The organism is Teredinibacter haidensis, from assembly GCF_014211975.1.
GTDB classification, from domain to species: domain Bacteria; phylum Pseudomonadota; class Gammaproteobacteria; order Pseudomonadales; family Cellvibrionaceae; genus Teredinibacter; species Teredinibacter haidensis.
Genome location: NZ_CP060084.1, coordinates 2,240,668 through 2,267,331, shown reverse-complemented (window position 1 = coordinate 2,267,331; position 26,664 = coordinate 2,240,668). Strand labels below are relative to the sequence as shown.

Sequence of the window (26,664 nt, the reverse complement as noted above, 5' to 3'; positions counted from 1 at the left end):
GAACCAGTATTGAGGTTTTCGAATTATGAAACGAGCGTCATTAAATCATGTGTTTCGCTGTGTTTGGAATGCGACTTTAGGTGTTTGGGTGGTTGCGTCGGAAAAAACCAAAGCCAAGAAAAAACATTCTCTTTGTGCGGCAGTAGGTGTGGTGGCTTCGTCGTTAGTGGGAGGTGTTCAGGCGGCTGATCGATTTGATCCGAACATCCACCTGCCGCCGCCGCAAACAGTCGTTTCGCAAGAAATCGATGCAACGACTTTGCCTACCGGCGGAAAGGTTACGCATGGCGATGTTTCGGTTTCACAAAGTGACAACGCACTCAATATTCATCAGGCTTCTGACCGTGCCATATTAAGCTGGGAATCATTCAGCATTGGTCGTGATGCCAGTGTAAATTTCCAGCAAAACAGCGAGTCGTCGGTTGCGCTTAATAGAGTACTGGGTAATGATCCATCGCTTATTTATGGCTCGTTAACTGCCAATGGGCAGGTTTTTTTGTTAAATGCAAATGGCATAACCTTTGGTGCGGGAAGCAGGGTTAATGTGGGTGGTTTAGTCGCAACAACAAGCGATATTGCTGATGAAGATTTTATCGCTGGAAATTATGATTTTACCAGTCATGGCAATGAAAATGGCGTATTAAACCAAGGGGATATTTCTGCGCATGGCGGCTATGTTGCACTACTCGCTCCAACGGTAGAAAACGAAGGCGTTATTAGTGCCATGCTGGGTAGCGTCGCCCTGGCTGGTGGCGAAAAAGTCACATTGAATATTGTAGGCAACGATTTAATTTCTATTGCGGTTGAACCGAGTACCGTTAATCAATTGATTGCTAACCGACATTTAATTCGTGCTGAAGGTGGCAAAGTATTTATGTTGGCTTCTGCGGCACAAAGTCTTATTGAAAGCGCAATTCCTATTGAAGACCGCGAAGCGGATGCGTTAGTGGCCAACGAAGATGGTTCCTTTAGCCTAACCTCTCAGGCTGGTTACGTAATCGCAGGTGAGGTGGACATTTCCAGCGGTAATGGCGGAGTTACACAAATCTCTGGAATGATAGATGTTTCCAGTGATGCTGTTGGCGGGAACATTGGCGGCCATGTAGAAATTACGGGAAGCGAAGTAATAGTGGAATCCAGCGCAACGATCGATGCCTCTGGTCGCAATGGCGGCGGTACTGTGTTAGTCGGTGGCGATTTTCAGGGGACTAACGCCGATGTACTGAATGCCGAAACAACTCGTGTTGCAAGCGGCGCAACCATTCAGGCAGGCGCACGTGAAAACGGTGATGGTGGTCGCGTCATTGTTTGGGCCGATGATCACACACATTATCGGGGTGATATTTCAGTACGTGGCGGTGATACCGCTGGCGATGGTGGTTTCGTAGAGGTTTCTGGTAAAGAAACATTATATTTTGATGGTATGGTCGATGCGGGAGCAAACAATGGTGAAGGCGGCTTATTGTTGCTTGACCCTAAAAATATTGTAGTGACATCAGGTGGCAGCGCAGCCCTTACCGATGTCGATGAGTTTACAGATACACCTGCGGGTGATAGCAATATCGATGCGGATACCATAACGGCTCTTAGCAATACTGGAACCAGCGTTACGCTACAAGCGAATAACGACATTACCATTCAAGAGACAATCATTACTATCGGTGGTGGTGATGGTGGAACCCTAACATTTCAGGCTGGGCGCAGTATTTCCGTAGAGGCGCTGATATCTTCTGATAACGGCGATATAAATTTTGTTGTTAACGATGATGCCGCAGATGTCGGTAATAGAGATGCTGGTGTTGCGTCTTTTGTTAATTATGGATTAATCAATGCAGGGCTAGGGTCAGTAACGATTACCGGAGATGATGCTGCAGCGGATAATCAAATTAACATTTCCACGGGCAGTATTATCGCCGACACTTTGACGGTGACACATTCTGAAACAGATGTTGGCGGCAGTCTCACGCTTGGTGGTATTACAATCGGTGATTCAGCGACGTTTAATGCCCTCACCGGTGATGTCAATATTACCAATACGACAGCTGATGGAGCCGTGCGTATTCAAGGCACTACTTCTATTACAACGGCCGGTAATGTTGATATTCAGGGTGAAAGCACGGATATGGAGATACTGCAAGTTACTGCAAACAATGTAACTTTGTATGATAAAAAAGCTATTCGGTTAGGCACTTCAGTAGTTTCGGGGGATTTACTGCTGGACATTGTCGGGCCTGTTGGTGACACAGGAATAATAACGGTTGTCGGTGATACGTTTATAGCAACTACCGCCGGTGGTTTTGGTATTACCCCTTCTGATATTGATCTGGGTAGTTACGCTCATGACTTCAGTCAGGTTGTAGTAGATCAGGACGCTTCAGGGAATTCAGCTTATTTCAGAGATGCCAATTCGATAATTATTGGTGGCACGTTTGCGGATGACCTTTCCATTACCACTGCTGGTGATATGAGAGATTATACACCGGCGGAATTAACGGCATTTGTAGACCCTACATTTACCAGTACACGAACAATTGACGTGAGTGCAGTGGGGCCAATAACATCAATTTCTAATGCCATGTACACAAGCCTGAATGCGGGCGCAAGTGGCAATATAACGTTTGATCATGCCGACAATGATTTTGGCCAAATAAGTATTGGTAATGCCAACAACGTTCTTATAAATGATGTTGATGATGTTGAAATTTATGCAACAGACGTTCAAGGAAGTTATAGCCTGACGGCAGGCGGCGCCATTTGGTTTGACTATGCCGAGACGGTTGTTGTAGATGCAGGTTTTACAATAAGTAACACGGCAGGCAATATTTATTTGGAAAATTATGCTGATATAACGGTTGGAGGCGATTTTTCAATTACGTCGGATGTGGGATTGTTTTACACCGGGTTCGATTCTGATATTACCGTTAACGACGGTGATTTAATAATTTCGTCTGCTTCGACAATTACCTTGGGTGAAGATTCTAATATTGATGTTAATGATCTTGATGTTTCTGGCACTGATGGTCATTTAGATTTTACTGCCGGCGGCACTATCACTCAAAATAGCGGCATTAATGATGATGGCACCATTACCGTTGATGGTACTTCTGACTTTACGGTGACTGCTGCAGACAGCGATTTACTAATTGGTGAAAATGGCAATAATTTTGCTGGCACTGTCACAATGGACGCGACCGGATTGGGCAGCTATCGTGATGTTGATTTCCGCAATGAAAATGCAGGCAACGCGGTACTTTCCGGGTTAGAAAGCGCGGGTACTTTACGCAATGTTACATTATATTTTGACAATGCTACCTCAGTAAATTTACCCGGTATGACCATTACGGAAGATTTAACCGTAGACGTTCCGAATGGTGCGGTTACCCAAGCAAATGAACTAATTGTTAGTGGTGATTCGTATTTTGATATTGATTCTGCTGAAGATCTTACGCTAACCGATGCCGACAACGATTTTAACGATATTATTGTTGAGCAAGCCAATGATTTCTCATTGGTTGAGACCGATGGATTCAATTTTTATTCATATAGTGAAAGTGGCAGTTGGCGCGGTACCGATTTAACTGGAAACTTAACGGTTACAGCGGGCGGTAATGTAACTCAAACAAACAGTCCCTATGGTGTGCGAGTCGATGGCTTGGCAAGCTTTACCTTGGGGGTAAATAACCTTACGTTAAATAACACCGACTATAATCAGTGGAATCAATTGCAATTTGTTTCTGCTAATAATGTGTTGCTACACACAGAGACTGATCTTGAAATTTTAACGTCTACCGTTAGTGGCACCTTTGAGTTGTATTCCGGCACATCCTCTTTGGATATTACGCAAGGTGGGGGAGCAACGCTAACTACGGGCGGGAATACCACATTCCGCTTTTTTGACAGTATTACTTTAACCAACACCGGTAATAGCCTCGGTGCTTTGTATGTTGATGACAACAGCTCTTCTAGCTATGGCGGTACTACGGCAATTACAGAGGACGATGCTATTACCCAGTACGCAGCCTGGGAAACATTTTACGATGCAATTGTACTGGTTACTGAAGATGACCAAGCCATAACGTTAGATCAGACAAGCAACTCATTCGGCAATATGACCATTACACAGGTCAATAACGGCGCGGGATCTGCTGGCGCTGTTTCTATTAACGAAAACAATCATATTACGCAGGGGGGTGCCTGGACGACACATGGCAATACCACATTATCCACCACTGGCCGTACATACGATTTAACATTAACCAACACCTCCAATGTGTTGGGTGATTTACAAGTTTCAGTAGATGATGTCACGCTTAATGAAAATGATAACATCACAGATTTTGCCGCATGGACAACAGATTTAACGATTTTAAATGCCTACGCTTCAGGCGTGTCTGGTGATGGCAATATTGTTTTAGACGAAGCCGGTAATGTGATGGGTGACTTACAGCTCACCGCTCAGGATGTCACTATTACTGAAAATAGTGCCATTACCGATTACACCACCTTATGGAATACGCCTGGCACCGTTATTCTTAATGCAGGTACAGCAGCAATAAGTCTCAACGATACGGATAATATTCTGGGTGATATTGATATTAACGGTTCACCTTCATCCGTATTGATTACGGAAAACAATGACATTACTCAGTCTGGTTCGTGGGTAGTTGGTGCGGCACCTGTAACGTTAAATGCCCGCGCAAATGATATTTTACTAACCGAAAGCGGCAATACTCTAGGCAACATTGCCATTACTATTGTCGACGGTACTCCTACCTCTGTGACGATCACCGAAGATGCTACCATTACACAGGCTTCTGCTTGGGTGATTGCTGGCGTACCTGTGACTTTAAACGCTGAAAACAGTAATACGATTACCGTCACGAATGCATCGAATGTCATGGGTAACTTAATTGTAACCGGTGGTGCAGTAAATATTACTGAAGCGGACAATATTACAGATGGTGCGGCATGGACAACCACCGGTGATACGACTCTTAATGCCGGTAGTACCGGCAGTACCAGTATAATTTTGGATGATGCCAGCCACGTATTAGGTGATTTGGCTTTCGGTGGTATTCCGCAAGCCGTCACCATTACTGAGAACGACGACATAACCCAAGCTTCGGCATGGAGCTTGGAAAATACGCCTATTGTGTTATCCGTATCAGATAATAACGACATAATTTTAAGCCAGACCGCCAATTTATTGGGTACTCTCGATTTAACCGCCGGCGGAACAGGGAATGTGACAGTTGTTGATACCAACGCGATTACTGATTCCGGTGAATGGACGGTTGGCGGCACGGCTGCGTTAACTGCAAATAACGGCGGCACGTTACAAGATATTGTTTTGGATGCAGCAGGCCCAGCGGGCACTATAGGTACATTGCAGATTGTTCAGGCCGCCGATGTAGATGCCAGTGTGGATGTCGATACGCTGCAAGTGGATGCCGCAACTAACGTCACCTTAACGGACTCGGATGAGGTTGATGTAAACACCTCGTCGGCAACCGGTTTAATCACCATAGATGCAGATGGTCATATCACCCAATCGGGTGCTATCACCGCCAGCCAGTTGTTGCTGGTGGGAGATGGTTTTGCAACGTTAAATAATGTTGGCAACGACGTTACCAGTTTGGCCGCAGGTTTTACTGGCGGCGCCTTACAGTATACAGATGCCAATAACTTCGCTCTTACAACAGTAGGGGGAACCAATGGTATTGGGATTGGTGCCAATGATATTACCCTAACCTCCATTGCTGGCTCAGTAACCGGTTTACTTGATGTTAGTAATTCTTCTACGTCTTTAACCGTAGCTACCGGCGCGGCGCTAGTCCTGCCGAATATGGTCATTGATGGCTTTCAGGATTACACCGCAGGTGGGCTGGGTATTACACTTGGATCAAATATACAGAGCACATCTGCAGGTACGATTAGCTTCCACAGTAATGTGGTAGCAAATGCTGATCTTACGATTCAAAGCACGGATTCCAATATCTCTTTTGACGGCACCTTCGACGGTGGCGGCAATATTATAACCGTCAACGCCGGAACCGGTACCAATACCTTCACGGGTGCTGTCTCCAATATGGGGGCTACTGGTGATGCACAAACAGCATTTAATTTAACCGCAGGGGGCACTGGCTCAACGTTCCTCAGTACCTTAGGGGCAAATAATGGGGTTACCGCTACCGGGCCGGTAATTTTCAGAGACGATGTAACCTTGGACAACGGTACGGTAGGCTCTACCTTTGCCGGCCAAGTGACACTGGGACGTGCAGGGGGTATGAACCTTTCCGGTTTCGACACCCTAAGATTTAGCGGTGGCGTGGTATTAGAAAATGGCCCAGCAGAAATAAACTCTAACAATAGCCTGCTTACCTTCGAGAACAACGCCATTCAAGGGCCCTATGACCTAACGTTAGATTCCGGAACAGCCCAGCTGTACGGCTTGGATTTAGTCAACTCTGATATCACCGCCTTGGATGTAACGGCACAGTTACTCACTATAGCTGCCAGTGGTTTGGTGATTGATGGTGCGCAAACTTTCACGGCAACCGGCGGCACAGATATTCAGCTACTAGGTAATGTGGAAAGCACCTCTGCGGGCGCGATTACCTTCAACTCTCCTGTGGATATGCTCAACTCGGCAACGCCTGCCAGGGCCATTACAAGCGTCGACTCTGCTATTAATTTTAATGATAGCGTTGACGGACCCCTCGACCTCACTGTGAATTCCGGCACGGCTGCCACAACATTTACCGGTGCGGTCGGCGGTGATTCCGCCATTGGTGATGGTGCAGGAGCATCTCTAATATTGCTGGGTTCAGGTGATACGGTATTTGTCTCAACCCTAGACGCGAATTCGGGTATCACGAGCGTTGGTGACGTGACTTTTAACGGTGATGTCACACTGGATGACGGTGATACGGCGTCCAGTTTGGGCGGCAGTGTTATTTTTGATGGTATTACTTTTGATGGCTACGATGGCTTAACCGTTGCTGGCGCCGTAACGCTCTCAACCAGTGCGGTTACCATAAACACCCATGATGGTGATTTGGATATTCAGAGCACCTTAAATGGTTCACAAGATTTAAGTGTGGATGCTGGTGCTGGCGCTGTGACCTTTACCGGTGCCGTGGGCGGTACCACGGAAATAGGCGATGGAACCGGGGCGGCGATGAGTATTGCATCAACAGCTGCTGTGGATTTCCAGTCAACTGTTGAGGCTAACAGCGGTATTGTTGCCAGCGAGGCGACAGGTTCAGTCACTTTCCAGAATGACGTCACATTAGCTGACGGCGATACGGCCACAAACCTTGCGGGCGATGCTGTGTTTGACGGCTTAATCTTTACAGGTTACGACGGCTTAACCATTGGAGGCGATACCACACTGTCTGCCGCTGCCGTAGCTTTCAATACCAATAATGGCGCTGCTTTTTTCACCGGGACCACGGACGGCGCTCAGGACTTAATTATTAATGCAGGTTCCGGCGCTGTAACCTTCAACGGGGCTGTTGGCGCTGGTGTAGGTACTGAAATAGGTGACGGTACTGGGGCTGCCATTACCGTTGCCACTTCCAATACCTTGGAATTCACCAGCACCCTAGAAGGTAATTCTGGCTTGGTGGTTTCCAATGCTGGAGGGAATGCCATTTTGCGCGGTGATGTCATCTTAGGCGATGGTGATACAGGCAGTAATTTTGCGGGTACCGTGACATTGGATGGCCTGACTTTTACGGGCTATGACGGTTTTAATATTGATGGCGCAGCAACCTTGTCAACGGCGGCTGTCGCGATAGACAGTAATGGCGGAGCGCTAGATTTTGGCAGCACAATTAATGGAACACAAAACCTCTCTCTCACTGCAGACACAGGTTCCATTAGCGTTAGTGGCGCTGTTGGTCAAACCAATGCTTTAAGTGATATCACCATTAATGCTGCAGATGCCGTAACCTTCAGCGCTGTAGTTTCGTCAGCCAATTTTGATCAAACAGTTACTGGCACGGGGGCCTTTACTTTGGATGGCTTGCTCACGGCAGAAACAGGCACTGTTACGCTTGATGCTGTGGGCCTCGACCTAAATGCTGGGATTATTACCTCTGGCCAATTAATAGATTTGAATGCCGGTGCAGGTGGTATCGATTTAGCCGCCGGTCAGGCTTTAACAACCACCGCCGCCGTTAACACGGGTGCAGTTTCTGGTGCGGTGGATATTGACAGCAACGGTTCCGTGAGTGTTGCAGGTGATATAGACACCCAAGGTGCAACACATGTGTCGACCACGGGCAGTGAGGGCGGCGCCGTTACCCTGGATGTGAGTGGTGGTGCATCAACTATCACACTCGCAGGGGATATTACCACTTCGGGTGGTGCCACTTCGGATGCAACCGCGGACGGTGGTGATGCCGGAAATGTCGCCGTGAATACCGCTGGCGGCAACATTAATGTACAAAATATTGCAGTTACTGGCGAGGGCGGCATCGCGGGTGGGTTTGGCTCTCAAGGTGCAGGCGCAAACGTTACTTTCTCCGACTCGGTAGCACTGCAAACTGGCGCTGCAACGATTAACTCTGGAGATTCCACCGGTAATATTACTTTCTCCGGAACCGTTGATGGTACACAAAACCTCAGTCTAACCGCGGGCACAGGCAGTATTGATTTTGATGCTGCGATTGGTAATAGCACCGCGTTGAGTGCGTTAGCCATTGTTTCGGCAGCAAATACCACTTTGGATAGCACCCTAGATGCTGTCAGCTATACGCAAACTGCAGGCTCAGGCACCACCACATTCTCTGGATTAACTACGCTCAGTGGCGGCTTTGATTACACCGGCCAAAACCTCACAATGAACGCCGCAATGAACGCGACTGGCACCGCGGAAGTTACGCAGACCGGCACCTTCACGACGGGCATAAGTGGGGATATCAGTGCCGACGCAGGCTTTACACAAAATGGTGCCGGCAGCAACAGCCTCGCCGGTGATGTGGTGACCAACAACAACGGAATTAGTTTTGCCACCGCGATTTCATTAGTGGGCGATGTGCTTATGAACAGCGGCGCTGGAGTGGGCGATATTGTGCTTACTCCTACCGTGGATGGCGGTCAAAACCTCAGCCTAACGGCAGGTAGCGGCGATGTAACTTTGAGCGCGAATGCGGGTAGCAGCACTAAACTCACTAGCTTGAGCGCATCGGGTGCGGATATCAGCTTAAGCGATGTCGAGAGCACGGGCACGCAAACCTATACCGCCAGCAACTCAATCACCACAAATAGCAGCTATACCTCCGAAGGGGCGGCCATCACTTTTGCTGGCGACCTCATTGCCGAAGACGCGCTAACGCTAAGCACCACAGCGAATGCCGCGGGCGGAGCGACCATCACCTTTGGCGGTACTTTGAACTCAGCCAACGCCGAAACGAATGATGTCACCCTTACGGCAGGTACCGGAAATATAGATTTTGACGGTGCAGTGGGTGGGACAGATGCGTTGCGTGACCTATTGGTTAATTCTGCAACTAATGTGACCGCTGACGCTACGCTGGCGGCATCCAGTTATACGCAAACGGCGGGTTCTGGCACCACGACGTTTTCGGGCGCAGTGGCTTTAGGTGACTTGTTCAGTTTTACCGGGCAAAACCTCACAGTAAATGCTTTGCTCGGCACAACCAACGGTACTTCCGTCGTTAATGCGGGCACTTTCACCACAAGCGCATCTGGCGACATCAATGCGGGTGCAGCCTTTAGTCAAACGGGCGCTGGAGCGAATAGCCTGGCGGGCGATGTCACCACCACAAATGATGACCTGAGTTTTTCAACAGCAGTAACGCTTACCGGTGATATCGCGCTGGCTACCGGTGCTGGTAACGGAACTATAACACTCGGCAGTAGCGTCAACGGGGCGCAGGCGCTTACCCTAACGGCGGGTACGGGGGACGCAACCTTAAGCGGCGACGTTGGCGCTGCGTCTCCACTTTCCAGTGTTGCAATTTCAGCAGCAAACATTGACCTACAAGACATAACCTCGGCTGGCGTGCAAACCTATACCGCCACCAGTGCAATCACGACCAACAGCACCTACTTAAGTGAGGGTGGCGCTATTACCTTTGCGGGCGATGTAATCGCTGCAGACGCCTTAGTGGTGGATACCACAGATAATGCAAACGCCGGGGCAGCCATTGCATTCAATGGCACAGTCAACAGCGCAACCGGTGAAAGCAACGCCGTGACGCTGACGGCAGGCATCGGCAATATTGATTTTGATGCGGCTTGGGGAGCGGTTGATGGCATGGGCGCTGTAGTAATCGGCTCTGCTGCCAATGTCACTTTAGATTCCACCTTTAACGGCGCAAGCCTGGTGCAATCTGCCGGTACAGGTACAACGACATTGGTTGATAACCTAACTACCCGTGCGGTAGCCGGTGTCAATATTACCAACACCAACATAGTATTAGACGGTTTAACTATTGATGCTCAAACCGGTGACGGTGCAGTGCGCATGGCTGGTGCAGTCACCCTGAATGACGACCTTACCGTTTCACGTGGTGCCGGTGCCGTTACCTTTACTTCTACTTTGGATAGTCAAGCGGCAGAAACCAATAACCTCACAATTGATGGCACGGGTGGTGGTTCTGTTGCCTTTACGGGCGCGGTAGGTAACAGCGTTGTTTTGGATACTGTGCTCATTCGTGATGCCTCCGCAATAACTGCAGGCAGCTCCATTGCTGTTACTAACTTCGGTTTCGAAGCCTCCAGTGATGTCACGTTAACCAATGCCGGCAATGATATCGATATTTTGGCTGCGACTCTTTCGTCTGACGCCGCTCTTACGTTTGTTGACGCCGACAGCTTAACCATTGGTGATATCAGTGATATTTCTGGCCTAAACGATGGCGCAGGCGCCTCCAATGTCACACTGTCTGTAGGCGGTTTACTGGATCAGTCTATTGGCTCTTTGATTACGCTCGATGGTAATTTAACGATTGATACCACCGCATTTGATGCCGCGAATGTTTCTGTCACCAATGCGGATGCCGGAGGAACCGAGCTGGGCAACACCTATGTGAGCGGTGATTTTACGCTGGATTCCAGCGGTGATATTACTCAAAGCACGGGTGCCTACTTGCGGGTCGGGGGTGACTTCACCTTGCCTGCTGGCGAGTTTATAGAGGGTGGCACCAGTAGTAATTTCTTCGCTGGAGGAAGTGGGGTAGCAGCAGCAAATGAGATTCGTCTTAACGGTGTTATTTCATTGGAAATGGTGGGTAATGACCTACGCGCAACGGATCATAATCTCAACGTTGAAACCGTTATAGAAGCAGATTTGGCGGGCGGTGTGCTGGTGATTAGTGATGCGGGTGGAGAAAGCATTACATCGGCTGCCGATGTAGCTGCGGTAACACTGACCAATGACAACCTCATTACCGGTGCCCTGAGTATTACAACAGACGGCATTTATGCGACCGGCGGGGTCACTAATGAAACGGGAATATTGCAAACGACTGCTCTGGATTTACCCGACGATATATCGTTCATAGTGCAACAAAGTGCCTCAAATACCGATGGCAGTATTGTTGCCGGTGAGGGCCTCTTTGTGCTTGATGATGCCGCTAACGTGTTTGCCGGCACAGTGAATATCGATACAGAAAATATGAATGCCCAGCTTGCCGGGGAAGGCAGCGGTGCAACGGCAATTCAATTAGGGAATATCGAGGCGGCACAGCTCCTTCTCGATGTTACCCAAGGTGCAACGCAGGCTGCGAGTACGGATATTCGCGCGGATGAACTGGTTGTTCGAGGCTCTGGCGCTGTGCTGTTAGATGGCGCTAACCGAATCGACGATTTCGCAGCCAATGTGAGTGATGCGTTCACATTAAATATCAGCCAAACCTACACAGGCGCTCTCACCACTGACGTTGTTTCAATCAACCCGTTTGATGCCGGTGGCGCCGTTTCGGGAATTGTTACCAGTGATGACGCAGTGAATATTTCCAGTGGCGTTAACCTGGATATTACTGAAGCCATTAATTCTGGTACGGCTCGAACCACAATTACAGCAACCAATGATCTGGATATTTTCCTCTGTAGCGCTGCATCGACTTGCAATTCCGGTTTGAATATTAATAACACAGAGTTGGCTCTTGTCTCGGCGGGTGCAACTCGGTTCGTATCACAAGATGACGAAGATATTTACCTTTCAGGAATAACAGAAGCTGGAACACTCAATACCGGTTTAGTGGAATTGATTAGCGCCGATGATATCGCCTTTGCGACAGTGGGCGGTGCAGGTACACCCGGGGATAACGTGTTTACCAGTGGAATTGATGCCGCTGCCAATGGTGATGTAACGGTATCTCAAACAATAGCAACCAATGGCGCTCAGCTCGATCTTTCTGGCTTGACGGTGCTCGTTGATGACGGTGCAACACTCGATGCAGAAGGCGGTGATATTACCCTGGTAGGAGATCGTAGTGGGTTTGGCTCAGGTTACGGGGTAAAAATTGACGATGCTACAGCGGGTACTACCACGGTTCGAACCAGTGGTGCTGGTAGCATTACTATTACAGGCACAGGCGGTTCTGTATCAAGCTCGCAAAATGCCGGTGTTGCTATTGGTAGTGTTTCGCTAGGCGATCGCACATCGGTGTTAATAGAAACCGAGCAAGGCAATATTTCTATTACCGGCACAGGCGGTGTTTTTGATGCCATGCTCGCTCAGGATGAAACCACCTCATTAGGCGTTTGGGTTTCCTCTTCAACGCTGCAAACCACTGACGGTGGCGACATCACCATTGTGGGTACCGGGTCTACGAGTTCCACTAGCGAATACGGCGACCGAGACGGTATCTCCGTTGAAAACGATGTTTTGATTAATACTTTTGTTTCCGTCGGTGCGCCCGTCGGCTCATATGGTGCTATCTCCCTTACGGGCACATCCTACGGCTCTGGCGAAGGTGTCGACTTTGATGATACTCCAGATGTAGAGATTGTTGCCGCCACAGGTGGGTTAACCGTTATTGGTGATAATGTCGATGCCAACGGATCGGGCAGGGGAATAGATGGCGACGAAACCATACTGGATTCACGCGGTGGTGCAATTGTGCTGACTGGCAACGGTAGTGGTGCATCCGGTGACGGTATCCAACTTGAAAGTGCGACTATAGGATCCGCCACCACAACTTCAGTGACCATAACAGGCACTGCGGAAGGTGCTAGCGGAGATTCGGACGGTGTCGACTTTGATACCAACAGCCTCACTTCTGCAGGTGCTGTATCGATAACCGGAATAGGGCTTGCTGATGGTGACGGAATTGATATTGACGACTCCTATGGCGCTGACACCTTTATCAATGCGGCCAGCCTCACACTCACCGGTAGCGCTGTTGATGGTACAGCCGTCGATATTGATAACCTTCAAGCGACTACGACTGCGGGTGACATTCTCATCGAGGCAGATTCTACTAACGCGGATGGTGTTTTTCTCAGTGATTCCACGCTAATTTCTGCCGCAGACTTCCGCATAAAAGGGGTTGACGGCAGCAGCACAGTGGATGCCGCTCAAGGGGGTACCGATGGTGTCGGCATTGAAAACACCGATATCTACGCCGAAGCTACTGTTCGCATTGTCGGGGAAGGTGGTGACCATGGGGTGTGGGTAGACAGTGCATTTGCGGGTGAAGACCCAATACACATAGGTTCTGGTACTCCCGGTGCAACAACCTACACCACAGACAGCATCACGATTATTGGCACCGGAACAGCCGAAGCGGGAGTCCTAATTGATGAATCCAATACCCTAGATAGCCACACCTTCGCGGCCGGCAGTGTGGATATTCAAGGAACGTCTACGGGTGGTAACGATGTCGAACTAGCTGACTTGGATATAGACACCACAAATGGCGCTATCTTCATACAAGGTGATACTCAAGTTTCCGGCGGCTTGGACTTCAATACAGATACCGGCGCGGGCGATATTAGCTTCGACGCTACTCTAAACGGCACCGCTGATATTGTACTCGCTGCGGGAACCGGCGGCGTTGACCTGCAGGGCGATGCCGGATCTACCACCGCACTTGCCAGTGTTACCGCTTTTGCTGCAACTATCACTCTAAACGATGTAACCACCAGCGGTAACCAGTCTTACACCGCAGCAAGTATTACCACAAATAGCCGTTACGTTACCGAAGGCGGCAGTCTTTCCTTTGCCGGTAATCTAACGCTTAACGATGCAATGAGCGTGGACACCACCAATAGCGGTGCCGATGCCGCCGGAGCGAACATCACCTTTACCGGCACAGTGGACAGTCAAGCCAGCGAAGCTAATGACATGACATTAACAGCTGGTACCGCTGGCGACGTTGATATACAAGGTAATGTTGGGCAGGCAAGCAACGGTGCACTTGGAGCACTGCAAGTAGTCTCTGCCAACCAAGTGGATATGCAGAATATTGTGGCCGGCAGTCTAAGTGTGATGGCTGCCAATATTGATTTGAACTCAACCACCTATGATGCCAATACTGGGGCAATTAGCCTAAATGGCAGTATTGACTTGGACTTAGGTGCGGCAACCGCAAGCCTAACCACAGCAAATCAAAATATCACAATAGGTAGCGTCAGCGACGCAGGTTCAGACAGTGCGCTTAGCTTCGATGCCGGCTCTGGTGTACTTGCGGCCAGTGGTGTTACCGGTGTAACCACCTTGTCTGTAGCGCAAACTGGTGGGGCGAGTTTCTCTGGGGATGTTGCAGCAACCACCGTGACACTTACAGATACTGCGGGTGCCATTGTCTTTAATGGTGACTTGGCTGCGGATACTCTGAATACCGCAGCACAGGGTTACAGTGTTTCACTATTGGGTGGTGCAACGGTAAACACGGATACCACCTTCTTAAACACCGGCGCGGTCACCCTGGGTGACGCCGACACCGATAGCACAACCTTTAGCGGCGGATTGGATACCACCGCCGCCTCGGGTACCACCGTGGCCGGTAGCGTGGCCACCACCGATACCCAAATGGATTTGGGTGCCGTGACTCTGGCTGCGGATGCCGCATTAACCTCGGGTTCTGCCGCCATCAATGTGGCTTCCGTAACGGACGGCGCCAGCAGCTACTCTCTCGATTTGGGTGATAGCACACAAACCGGCACGATCACGGTTGCCGGCAACCTCACCGTCAATGACTTAGACACATTCGCGAGCGCCTATGACCTGATTCTTAACGGCGCAGCGAACCTTGTGGATACCGACACCACAACCTTGAATACCGGTAACGTAACGCTGGGTGATGCCGACACCGATAGCACAACCTTTAGCGGCGGATTGGATACCACCGCCGCCTCGGGTACCACCGTGGCCGGTAGCGTCGCCACCACCGATACCCAAATGGATTTGGGTGCCGTGACTCTGGCTGCGGATAGCTCATTAACCTCGGGTTCTGCCGCCATCAATGTGGCTTCCGCAACGGACGGCGCCAGCAGCTACTCTCTCGATTTGGGTGACGGCACACAAATCGGCACGATCACAGTCGCCGGTAATTTAACCGTCAATGACTTAGACACATTCGCGAGCGCCTATGACCTGATTCTTAACGGCGCAGCGAACCTTGTGGATACCGACACCACAACCTTAAATACCGGTAACGTAACGCTGGGTGATGCCGACACCGATAGCACAACCTTTAGCGGCGGATTGGATACCACCGCCGCCTCGGGTACCACCGTGGCCGGTAGCGTGGCCACCACCGATACCCAAATGGATTTGGGTGCCGTGACTCTGGCTGCGGATGCCGCATTAACCTCGGGTTCTGCCGCCATCAATGTGGCTTCCGTAACGGACGGCGCCAGCAGCTACTCTCTCGATTTGGGTGATAGCACACAAACCGGCACGATCACGGTTGCCGGCAACCTCACCGTCAATGACTTAGACACATTCGCGAGCGCCTATGACCTGATTCTTAACGGCGCAGCGAACCTTGTGGATACCGACACCACAACCTTGAATACCGGTAACGTAACGCTGGGTGATGCCGACACCGATAGCACAACCTTTAGCGGCGGATTGGATACCACCGCCGCCTCGGGTACCACCGTGGCCGGTAGCGTCGCCACCACCGATACCCAAATGGATTTAGGTGCCGTGACTCTGGCTGCGGATAGCTCATTAACCTCGGGTTCTGCCGCCATCAATGTGGCTTCCGTAACGGACGGCGCCAGCAGCTACTCTCTCGATTTGGGTGACAGCACACAAACCGGCACGATCACGGTTGCCGGCAACCTCACCGTCAATGACTTAGACACATTCGCGAGCGCCTATGACCTGATTCTTAACGGCGCAGCGAACCTTGTGGATACCGACACCACAACCTTGAATACCGGTAACGTAACGCTGGGAGATGCCGACACCGATAGCACAACCTTTAGCGGCGGATTGGATGCCGCCGCCGCCTCGGGTACCACCGTGGCCGGTAGCGTCGCCACCACCGATACCCAAATGGATTTAGGTGCTGTGACTCTGGCTGCGGATAGCTCATTAACCTCGGGTTCTGCCGCCATCAATGTGGCTTCCGTAACGGACGGCGCCAGCAGCTACTCTCTCGATTTGGGTGACAGCACACAAACCGGCACGATCACGGTTGCCGGCAACCTCACCGTCAATGACTTAGACACATTCGCGAGCGCCTATGACCTGATTCTTAACGGCGCAGCGAGCCTTGTGGATACCGACACCACAACCTTAAATACCGGTAACGTAACGCTGGGTGATGCCGACACCGATAGCACAACCTTTAGCGGCGGATTGGATACCACCGCCGCCTCGGGTACCACCGTGGCCGGTAGCGTCGCCACCACCGATACCCAAATGGATTTAGGTGCCGTGACTCTGGCTGCGGATAGCTCATTAACCTCGGGTTCTGCCGCCATCAATGTGGCTTCCGTAACGGACGGCGCCAGCAGCTACTCTCTCGATTTGGGTGACAGCACACAAACCGGCACGATCACGGTTGCCGGCAACCTCACCGTCAATGACTTAGACACATTCGCGAGCGCCTATGACCTGATTCTTAACGGCGCAGCGAACCTTGTGGATACCGACACCACAACCTTGAATACCGGTAACGTAACGCTGGGAGATGCCGACACCGATAGCACAACCTTTAGCGGCGGATTGGATTCCGCCGCCGCCTCGGGTACCACCGTGGCCGGTAGCGTCGCCACCACCGATACCCAAATGGATTTAGGTGCCGTGACTCTGGCTGCGGATAGCTCATTAACCTCGGGTTCTGCCGCCATCAATGTGGCTTCCGTAACGGACGGCGCCAGCAGCTACTCTCTCGATTTGGGTGACAGCACACAAACCGGCACGATCACGGTTGCCGGCAACCTCACCGTCAATGACTTAGACACATTCGCGAGCGCCTATGACCTGATTCTTAACGGCGCAGCGAGCCTTGTGGATACCGACACCACAACCTTAAATACCGGTAACGTAACGCTGGGTGATGCCGACACCGATAGCACAACCTTTAGCGGCGGATTGGATACCACCGCCGCCTCGGGTACCACCGTGGCCGGTACTGTCGCCACTATAGACTCGCAGTTGGATTTGGGCGCAGCAACATTAACCGCGAATACGACTCTAGCCTCTGGTACAGCCAACTTAAATGTGAGCAGTACTTTGAACGGTGCGTATAACTTGCTTCTCAATAGTGCTGGCACAACCACTCTCGGTGGCAATGTGGGAGGTATGAGTGAGCTTGTTTCGCTAACAACCAATACTGGCGGTACTACGAATATTGGCGGCAGTCAGCTCTCCTTTAGCGGCGCCTTAACGTTTAATGATGCCGTGACGGTGGATACCGATACTGTGTTAATGGCGGGTTCAATCACCACTGGCTCAACTCTTTCTGCCGGGGTAAATAACCTAACCCTAACCACAGATGCCATGACTTTGGGAGGTAATGTTTCCGGCTCAGGCGACTTGGTTATCCAAAACGAAACGGCAGCTACCACCATTGGTTTGGCCGGTGGCGCAGGAACCCTCAACTTGGACGCAAGCGAATTTGGGTTCTTGCAAGACGGCTTCAATAGAATCACTTTCGGTAACGTGAACTCCGGCGCTATCACACTGGGCATTGGGGCGGGTAGCGTGACGCTCGCAGATACCACCGTTCTGAATTCTGCCGGTGCTATAAATGCTCCTGGCAGTCTTGTACTCAATGGCGATTCCCTGCAGGTGAGCGCTGGCTTAGACAGTGAATTATCTGACAGCATTTCTGGTACCGGTGATTTACAAACCGTCGGCGCGGGTGAGCTTAACCTTGCCGCAGCCAATACTTATGCCGGCCAAACGATTATCGGTGCAGGTGCATCTCTCAGCGTAACTAACACCAACGCTTTACAAGGCACCAGTGATATTGCCAACAGTGGTGATTTGGATGTTTCTGGCGCGAGCGATGTGGTCACAACATCACTTGCAGGTAATGGCAATCTAGATCTCGGCGGTGAATCCCTTACCCTGAGTAATAACGCTGGTGAAATATCGGGTGTGATTTCGGGTAGCGGTGGCAGCCTCGCACTGGATGGCGGCGCTTTAACTCTTTCAGGGGCCAACACTTACTCAGGAAACACCTATGTAAACGGTGGCACGCTTACGGTGAAGAATAACGCCGCATTAGGTACAGCAGATGGCAGCACTGCAGTGGCCGATGGCGCAACCTTGGTGTTAGATGGGACAAGCTCTGACCTTATCCTGGCAGACGCTTTAACGTTGAGCGGCACGGGTGCCGCTGGCGGAGGTGCACTGCGCAACCTAGCGGGTAACAACACCTTGAACGGAGCTGTCACTCTAGGTGGCGACACGCTGATTGAATCCGTCACTGGAGATATGAACTATGGCAGTACGCTAGATGGCGCAGGTGCAGTCACCGTGAACAGCTTAGATGCGGTAGTCTTTAGCGGTGTGATTGGAGGCTCAACAGCGCTCACCAGCCTAACCACCGATGCTGGTGGCAGCACTAGCGTTACAAACGTAACCACCGCTGGTGCACAGAACTACGGTGATAACGTTAGCCTCAATGGCACCTATACCACAACCGACGCCGATGTCAGTGTTGATGGCACAACCACGCTTGCCGGAGCAACAGATATTAATGCGGGTAGCGGTGATGTGACCTTAAGCGGAAATGTTAATGGCGCTCAGACTTTAGCGGTAAACAGCAGTGGCAGCACCACCTTCATTGGTGATGTGGGGGGCTCTACCGCGCTCACCAGCTTGACCACCGATGTCGGCGGCGATACCACCCTGCACAATGTGACCACTACCGGAGTACAAAACTACGGTGACGATGCGATCTTGGATGGCACCTACACGACAACCAACGCCATCTTAAGCGTGAGTGGTACAACAACCCTAAGCGGTGCAACCAATGTGAATGTGGGCAGTGGTGATGCGAGCTTCACAGGCGCTGTTGATGGCGCAGAAACGCTCACGGTCAATAGTAGCGGCAGCACAACCTTTAGCAGTGATGTCGGTGCAACGACAGCTTTAGCGAGTTTGAACACCGATGCCAGTGGTGATGTCAGTCTGCAAAATGTGACGACTACCGGTGTGCAAAGTTACGGTGACGATGCCAGCTTGCAAGGCACTTATACCACTACTAATGCCAACCTCTTTGTTGGTGGTATTACCAGCTTGGCCGATGACACGAGCGTTAGCACCGGCAGTGGCAACGTAAGCTTCACTGGTTCCGTAGACGGGGCGCAAACCCTAATGGTGAACAGCGCTGGCAGCACAACCTTTGCCAGTGATGTTGGTGGGGCAACCGCCTTAACCAGTTTGGTAACAGACGTGGGCGGCGATGTCAGCCTGCAAAGTGTGACTACCTCCGGCGCGCAGAGTTATGCAGACGACGCTACGCTTGACGGCGCTTACACGACTACCGATGCAAACCTGTCTATCGGGGGTAGTGCCAGCCTTGCCGGAGCAACTACAGTGAATGTTGGCAGTGCTGATGCCACCTTTATGGGTACTGTGGATGGTGCGCAAACCTTGGTAGTGAATAGCACCGGCAGCACCACCTTGATTGATGCGGTAGGCGGCACAACCGCGCTAACTAGTTTGGCTACCAATGCTGGCGGAGATGTGAGCGCACAAAGCGTGACCACATCAGGAGCACAAAGCTATGGCGAAGACGCAACCCTAAGCGGTAATTACACAACCACCAACGCTAATCTCACTGTGGCTGGCACAACCAACCTGGCTGGGGCGAGCAGCGTTAATGTTGGCAGTGGTGATGTGACCTTTACGGGTGCGGTAGACGGTGCTCAAACGTTAGCGGTGAATGGCAGCGGCGCTGCAACCTTTATCAGTGATGTGGGTGCTACCACAGCCCTAACCAGCCTGAGCACAAATGCGGGTGGTGAGGTGAGCCTGCAAAATGTGACAACCTCAGGTGCACAAATTTACGGTAATGATGCCACTTTGGATGGCACTTACACCACAACGGGTGCGAACTTTAATGTGTCGGGCAGTGTTAATTTAGCGGGAGACACCAACGTCACCACCGGTTCTGGTGATATTGGTTTTGATAGCACCATTGATGGTGCGCAAACCCTGCAAGCCACAACAACCGGTGACGTTACTGTGAGTGATGCCGCCGGTGGAATGACCGCCCTAACCAGTACCCATATTACTGGCGCTTCCATCTCTATTAGCGATGTGGATACAACGGGCACACAAACCTACACCGCGGGCACTATTGCCACCAATAGTACTTATCGCACCGACGGTTCAGCGGTTAACTTTGATGGCGACCTGACGATTAATGATGAGTTGATCGTTGATACCACCAACAACGCATCGGCTGGTGCCAACGTTCAAGTGACAGGCACATTGAATAGTCAGGCTTCTGAAGCCAACAACGTGACAGTGACGGCAGGAACAGGAACCGTTGCTTTTGCCGGTGACATGGGAGCAGGGGCAGATGGCGAGGTCGGTGACTTGTTGATTACCTCTGCGAGCCAAGCAGACTTAGCCGCCGTGAACGCGGCAAGCATAGATGTAACGGCCGATAATATCGACCTTAATGGCACCAGCTACCAGGCTTCCTCTGGCGAGATTGTTTTTAACGGCGATGTCGATTTGGATGCGGGGTCCGTGGCTACCACGATAATCGCCAACAACCAGGACATTACCTTTGAAAATGACGTGACCAGCGGCGCCAGCGGGGCCACATTAACGGCGAATGCTGGCACGGGCAATGTGGCTGGCCAGGGTGTACTTTCCGTACACAGTCTCAATGCCGCTGGCGATAGCGTTGTGTTTAACGATGAAAATAACTCTATTACTACTGTAACAGCTAACGTTGGCTCGGGCGGGTTGTCGTTGCGCAACAACGCGACACTTACCGTAGCGGCTGGTGGTGTAAGCAGCACCGGTGGCGACATTGATATGCGTAATAGTGCAGGCAACATGGTACTGGATGGTACCGTGAGCAATGCCGGTGCAGGTGACATTTTAATAGCCGCCGCCGATAACTTTATTAACAACGCTGGTGCCTCTGCGCTCGATACCAATACGGGTCGCTGGTTGGTGTACTCTTCCAACCCCGGTTTAGATACGCGCGGTGGCCTAACGCCAGATTTCAAGCATTACAACGCCGACCTCTTTACCGTTCTTCCCGGGTCAACCGACGGACAAAACGGATTGATTTACGAGGTATCGCCAGAAATAACAGTAGCCTTAACCGGCAGCGTTGAACGCATTTACGATGCGACAACCAATGCGCCGCTACTCGTCACCAATTATGACGCCACCAGCGGCGCTATTGATGGAGACGTAGTAACGTTGAACTTCCCAGCGAATGGAAATTTTGACACTAAAAATGTTGGCGAAGACAAAAACGTGACCGTCGACGGCCTACAAATTGTTTCCGTCAGTGACGGTAGTGCAGCTGTTTACGGCTACCAACTCAGCTCTTCATCTGCTAATGGTGATATTGGTATTGTCACTGCGGCGGACCTTATTGTTACCGGGCTGGTTGCTCTTGATAAAGAATATGATGGCACTACAGCCGCGCGTATAAACACGGCCGCTGCAAGTGCACAGGGTATTATTGGCGCTGATGACATTGCGTTTGTGAGTGCAACGGGTGCATTTGACTCGGAAGATGCTGCAACGGGCATTGGGGTTACCGCAACCAGTATTCTGCTTTCGGGTAACGACCGCAATAATTACCGGCTCGTGCCAGTGACTGGTTTGAGCGCAGACATTACGCCCAAAGTTCTGGATCTCACGGCTTCCGCTGAAAACAGAGTGTATAACGGCACCGTGCTAGCGACTCGTCAAGTGAGTCTGATTGGAGACTTAGTGAGCGGCGACGATGTCAGTTTTACCTTCAATGCTTCTTATCTTGATGCCAGCGCAGGCCAAAATAAATTTATCGACGTGACTGATATCACCTTGTCCGGCACGGATGCTGGGAACTACCGTGTGAGCGGAAACTCGCAAGCGTATGCGGATATCCTGCCCGCAGAGCTAACCGTTTATGTCAATAACGATGCTCGCTTTGTGACTGAAACAGACGCTATTGGCTACAACAGCGTGAGCTATGCCGGTTTCGTTAACGGTGAAACCAGCGATTTGTTATCCGGTAATTTGGTGATAGAGCGCGCTGGCACGCAAACCACTGCGGGCAACTATACCGATGTCTTGATCGGTACTGGGTTGGATGCGCAAAACTACCACATTACATACGAAGCTGGTGATTACCAGATTATTGGGGCCGATACGCTGCTTGTACGTTTGAACAATGCGAGCGCGACCTACGGCGTAACAGCGAGCTACGACCTAGCAGAGGCCCGCTACTTAGATGGCGGCAGCAATAGTATTGTGGACCTTACTTCTCAGGTAAGTATTACCGGAAATAACCTGAGCCTCGATGACGGTATTGGCGGGACTGCATCACTGACACTCAGTTTGCTTGGCGCTAGTAACAGTAGCGCCGGAGAAGTTAATACGGGTAGTTATGTTGTCGCCGCAACCGATATTCAATCTGACAGTGCCAACTTCAATGAGGTTTCTTTACTCGGTAACTTGAGCGTTACTCAGCGCGCGGTTACCGTCAGCGGCGTTGCAGCGCAAAGCAGAGAGTATGATGGTACAACCGATGCTGTTGTTGACCTTGCTGGTGTCGCTTTCAACAATATCGTAGTGGGTGACGACCTAGCGATAACGGCTACTGGCGAATTTACCGATAAAAATGCGGGTGATGACAAGCAAGTAGACATCACCAGTGAATACTCCGGTGCGGATATTGCCAACTACTTTATCACTGGCCAGGCGACAGCTTTGGCAACGATCACGCCGCGAGATTTAACGATTAATGGGGTGACAGCTGACAACCGAATCTATGACGGCACCACGGCAGTTTCCCTGAACACAGACAACATCTCTTACGCCGGACTCGTTGCAGGGGATGACCTGACTCTGAGCGTTACTGGCGCTTTCCGCAACCGCAATGTAGGCACTAACCGAGTGGTGGACCTCAGCAACTCGTACACTGGTGCAGATATCAATAACTACACCATTACCGGACAGTTAACGACCTCGGCAAATATAACGCCGAGGGATCTATTTCTGACCGGCACAACCGGGGAAGACCGCACATACAACGGTACCAACATATTAACCTCGGGCTTAGGATACGGTGAATTACTGGGTGTACTGCTTGATGATGAAGTGAATATTGTTGGTTTTGCAGAATACGATTCTGCCAACGCTGGCGCTCGAACAATCGAATTGGGAACTATTGCCCTAAACGGAGCGGAAAGCGGTAACTACTCCCTCAACTGGAGCGACGGTAGCGGCACCATCACACCAGCGACATTAACGGTAATAGCACAAAGCGATGCTAAGTTTGTGAGTGAAGCCGATAGCGCAGGGTATGGCGGAGCCGCATACCAAGGCTTTGTTAGCGGTGAAGATACCTCGGTGCTTTCGGGCTCGTTAGCAATTAATCGAACGAACTCAGGGGTTAACGCCGCAGGTAATTATGATGATGTGTTAGTGGCATCGGGCTTCACCTCAAGCAATTACACCATTAGTTACGTTGCCGGCGACTACAACATTGTTGCTGCGGATGAGTTACTTATCCGTTTTGGCGCTACCACGAATACCTACGGTGACGATGCGACTTATAGTGTTACAGAGGCGCGCTATTTAGACTCTGGTGATTCTTCCATTATCGATCTCACCGGCAACGTCGTAGTTGCTGGAAACTCCGTTAGTCTAAGCGATGGTTTCGGTGGTACGGCAAGCTTTAATATAACGCCACTAAGTGCTCAGTTAAGTAGCGCGGGTGAATTACAGGTTGGTAATTACGACCTGGGCGCGGCTGATATCTCGGTGACCAGTTCCAATTTTGATAGCGATATCACTGTTGTGGGTAGTCAGTCAGTGACGGCTAGATCGGTCTTTATTTCATCCGTCACCGCAGATGATCGCGTTTATGATGGCACCACCGCTGCCAACATTAGCCTTGTGGATACCGGTGGTTTATTAACGGGTGACCTTGTCAATGTTGATTTCTCTGGTGTATTTGAAACGCGCAATGCGGGCACAGACCTGGAAGTTTTGTTGGTAGGTCAGTTTGGCGGCGTAGACCTTCGTAACTACGATATTGATTCTGTTTCCACGACCACATCAGATATTTTCGCCCGCAGCTTAACGGTAAGCGGCATTGATGTCGCCGACAGAGTCTACGACGGCACAACAAATTCCACCGTGTTGACTTCCGACATGGAGCTGGATGGTTTAGTGACTGGTGATGACTTCAGTGTGAATGTTACTGGCACCTTTGCAAGTCGGAATGTCGGCACCGATATTAACGTTGGCCTTATTAGCAGCTACACCGGCAGCGATGTTGCCAACTACGCAATTACTGACCAGCTGTCCACCACGGCCAATATAAATACCAGATCCCTCACCCTTTCGGGGCTCGCAGCGCTAGACCGTATTTATGATGGTACAACGGTGGTAACAGTTGATAGCACAAATGCAGTTTTTGATGGGCTGGTCTCTGGTGATGACCTTAGTCTTACGGTCACCGGTAACCTCGATACCGATGATGTTGGGGATAACAGAACTGTCACACTGAGTACGCTATACGAAGGCGCAGACTTAAATAACTATTCTATTAGCGACCAATTATTAAGTTACGCCACAATCTCTCAAAGAGAAATTATTGTCAGTGGATTAGCCGGTGTGGATCGCATCTACGATGGCACTACAGACGCTGCGGTTGACGTTAGTCAAGTCAGTTTCCAAGGCTTGGTTGCAGGAGACGACTTGGCTGTTGCTAGCTCCGGTGAATTTGAAACTCGCAATGTAGGTAGTGACCTCTATGTGGCTCTTACAAGTACCTACAGCGGGGACGATGTTGGTAACTACCGTTTTGTAGACCAAGTCTCATCGATTGCAGATATTACTCCGCGAGGACTCGTTGTTACTGACGTGATTGCAGATGATAAAATTTATGATGGCACGACGAGTGTTAATATCGATCCAGCGCTTGCTTCCATTACCGGTTTGATTGAAGGTGACGACGTCACCATTGATCTCTTCGGTGAATTTACATCGAGCAATGTTGGCAATGATATTTCGGTATTGTTAGATGGTACTTTCACCGGCACAGATGCGAGCAACTATAGCGTTTCTTCCGAATCTGTTGCTAGCGCCTCCATTTCCCCGAGAACGATTACTATTTCTGGAATTGATGCAGACGATAAATTATTTGATGGCTCCACCTCCGCAAGACTGGATTTATCTCAATTAGTTTTGGATGGTTTACTGTCTGGCAATGATGTGACGTTTGACTTTACGGGTTACTTCACCAATGTCAATCCGGGCGCAAATCGTTTAGTGGATTTGACGGCATATGCGTTCGGCAGTGATTTAAATAACTACACCGTTATTGAGCAACAGAATGCTACTGCAGACATCTATCCTGGTGTTTACACAGTAGGTTCTAGGGAGTTGGCAGCCCTCGATGACGCTCCTTATACAGCGCGCACTTTAGGTAGCCTGCAGCCAGAATTTGTTGTTGGGCACTATGACAAACAGCACGATTTTGCTGTTGCAGTTCATGCAGGGTACACCCTGGCTGATACTCAAGCACCCGTGCATTTTTCTATGGCGGAATATACGCCGGTAAGTGTATCGGTTCCGGTGGAAAATAGCGGCGGCTTTACTAGCGCTAAGAAATTTGACTCCCTATGGGTTAGAAGTGACCGACCCTTTGTTATTATCTTCCCAGAAGATACTTTCAAGCATTCAGGAGAGTTTGTTGTTGAAGCACAGCTTGCTGATGGGAGCGCATTACCGAAATGGTTGGAATTTAATGCAGCAGATATGCAAATGTATAGCGCGTCACCAAAAGCTCAAGGCGATGTTGAAATTTTACTGATTGCACGTGATCAAGACGGCAACACCGCAACGTCAAAAATAAAAGTGAAAGTTGTTCAGTTTGAAAAGGGAATGGATTTAGCTTCAAATAGATAATTAAGAAACCTCTGATTAAGCCCGAGTCGTCTCTGAGCAACCTGTAGCGGTTCTCTACAAGGCGAAATTCGCAGTTAATGGCCCGGGGTGTGGGACACTTGTCCTTA

General features: G+C 50.5%; 1 protein-coding gene. It reads left to right on the top strand.

All coding sequences use genetic code 11. The annotated features are described in order from the left end of the window. The first annotated feature begins 25 nt into the window (after positions 1-25). Positions 26-26,557 carry a YDG domain-containing protein gene (locus H5715_RS08725; RefSeq protein WP_185906617.1) on the top strand — a complete coding sequence of 8,844 codons (26,532 nt, stop codon included), beginning with the start codon at positions 26-28 and terminating at the stop codon, positions 26,555-26,557. Positions 26,558-26,664: the final 107 nt, after the last annotated feature.

Bases quoted from the DNA above. Each gene is read 5' to 3' on its own strand.
- H5715_RS08725 (WP_185906617.1), top strand. From the start codon at position 26: ATGAAACGAGCGTCATTAAATCATGTGTTTCGCTGTGTTTGGAATGCG.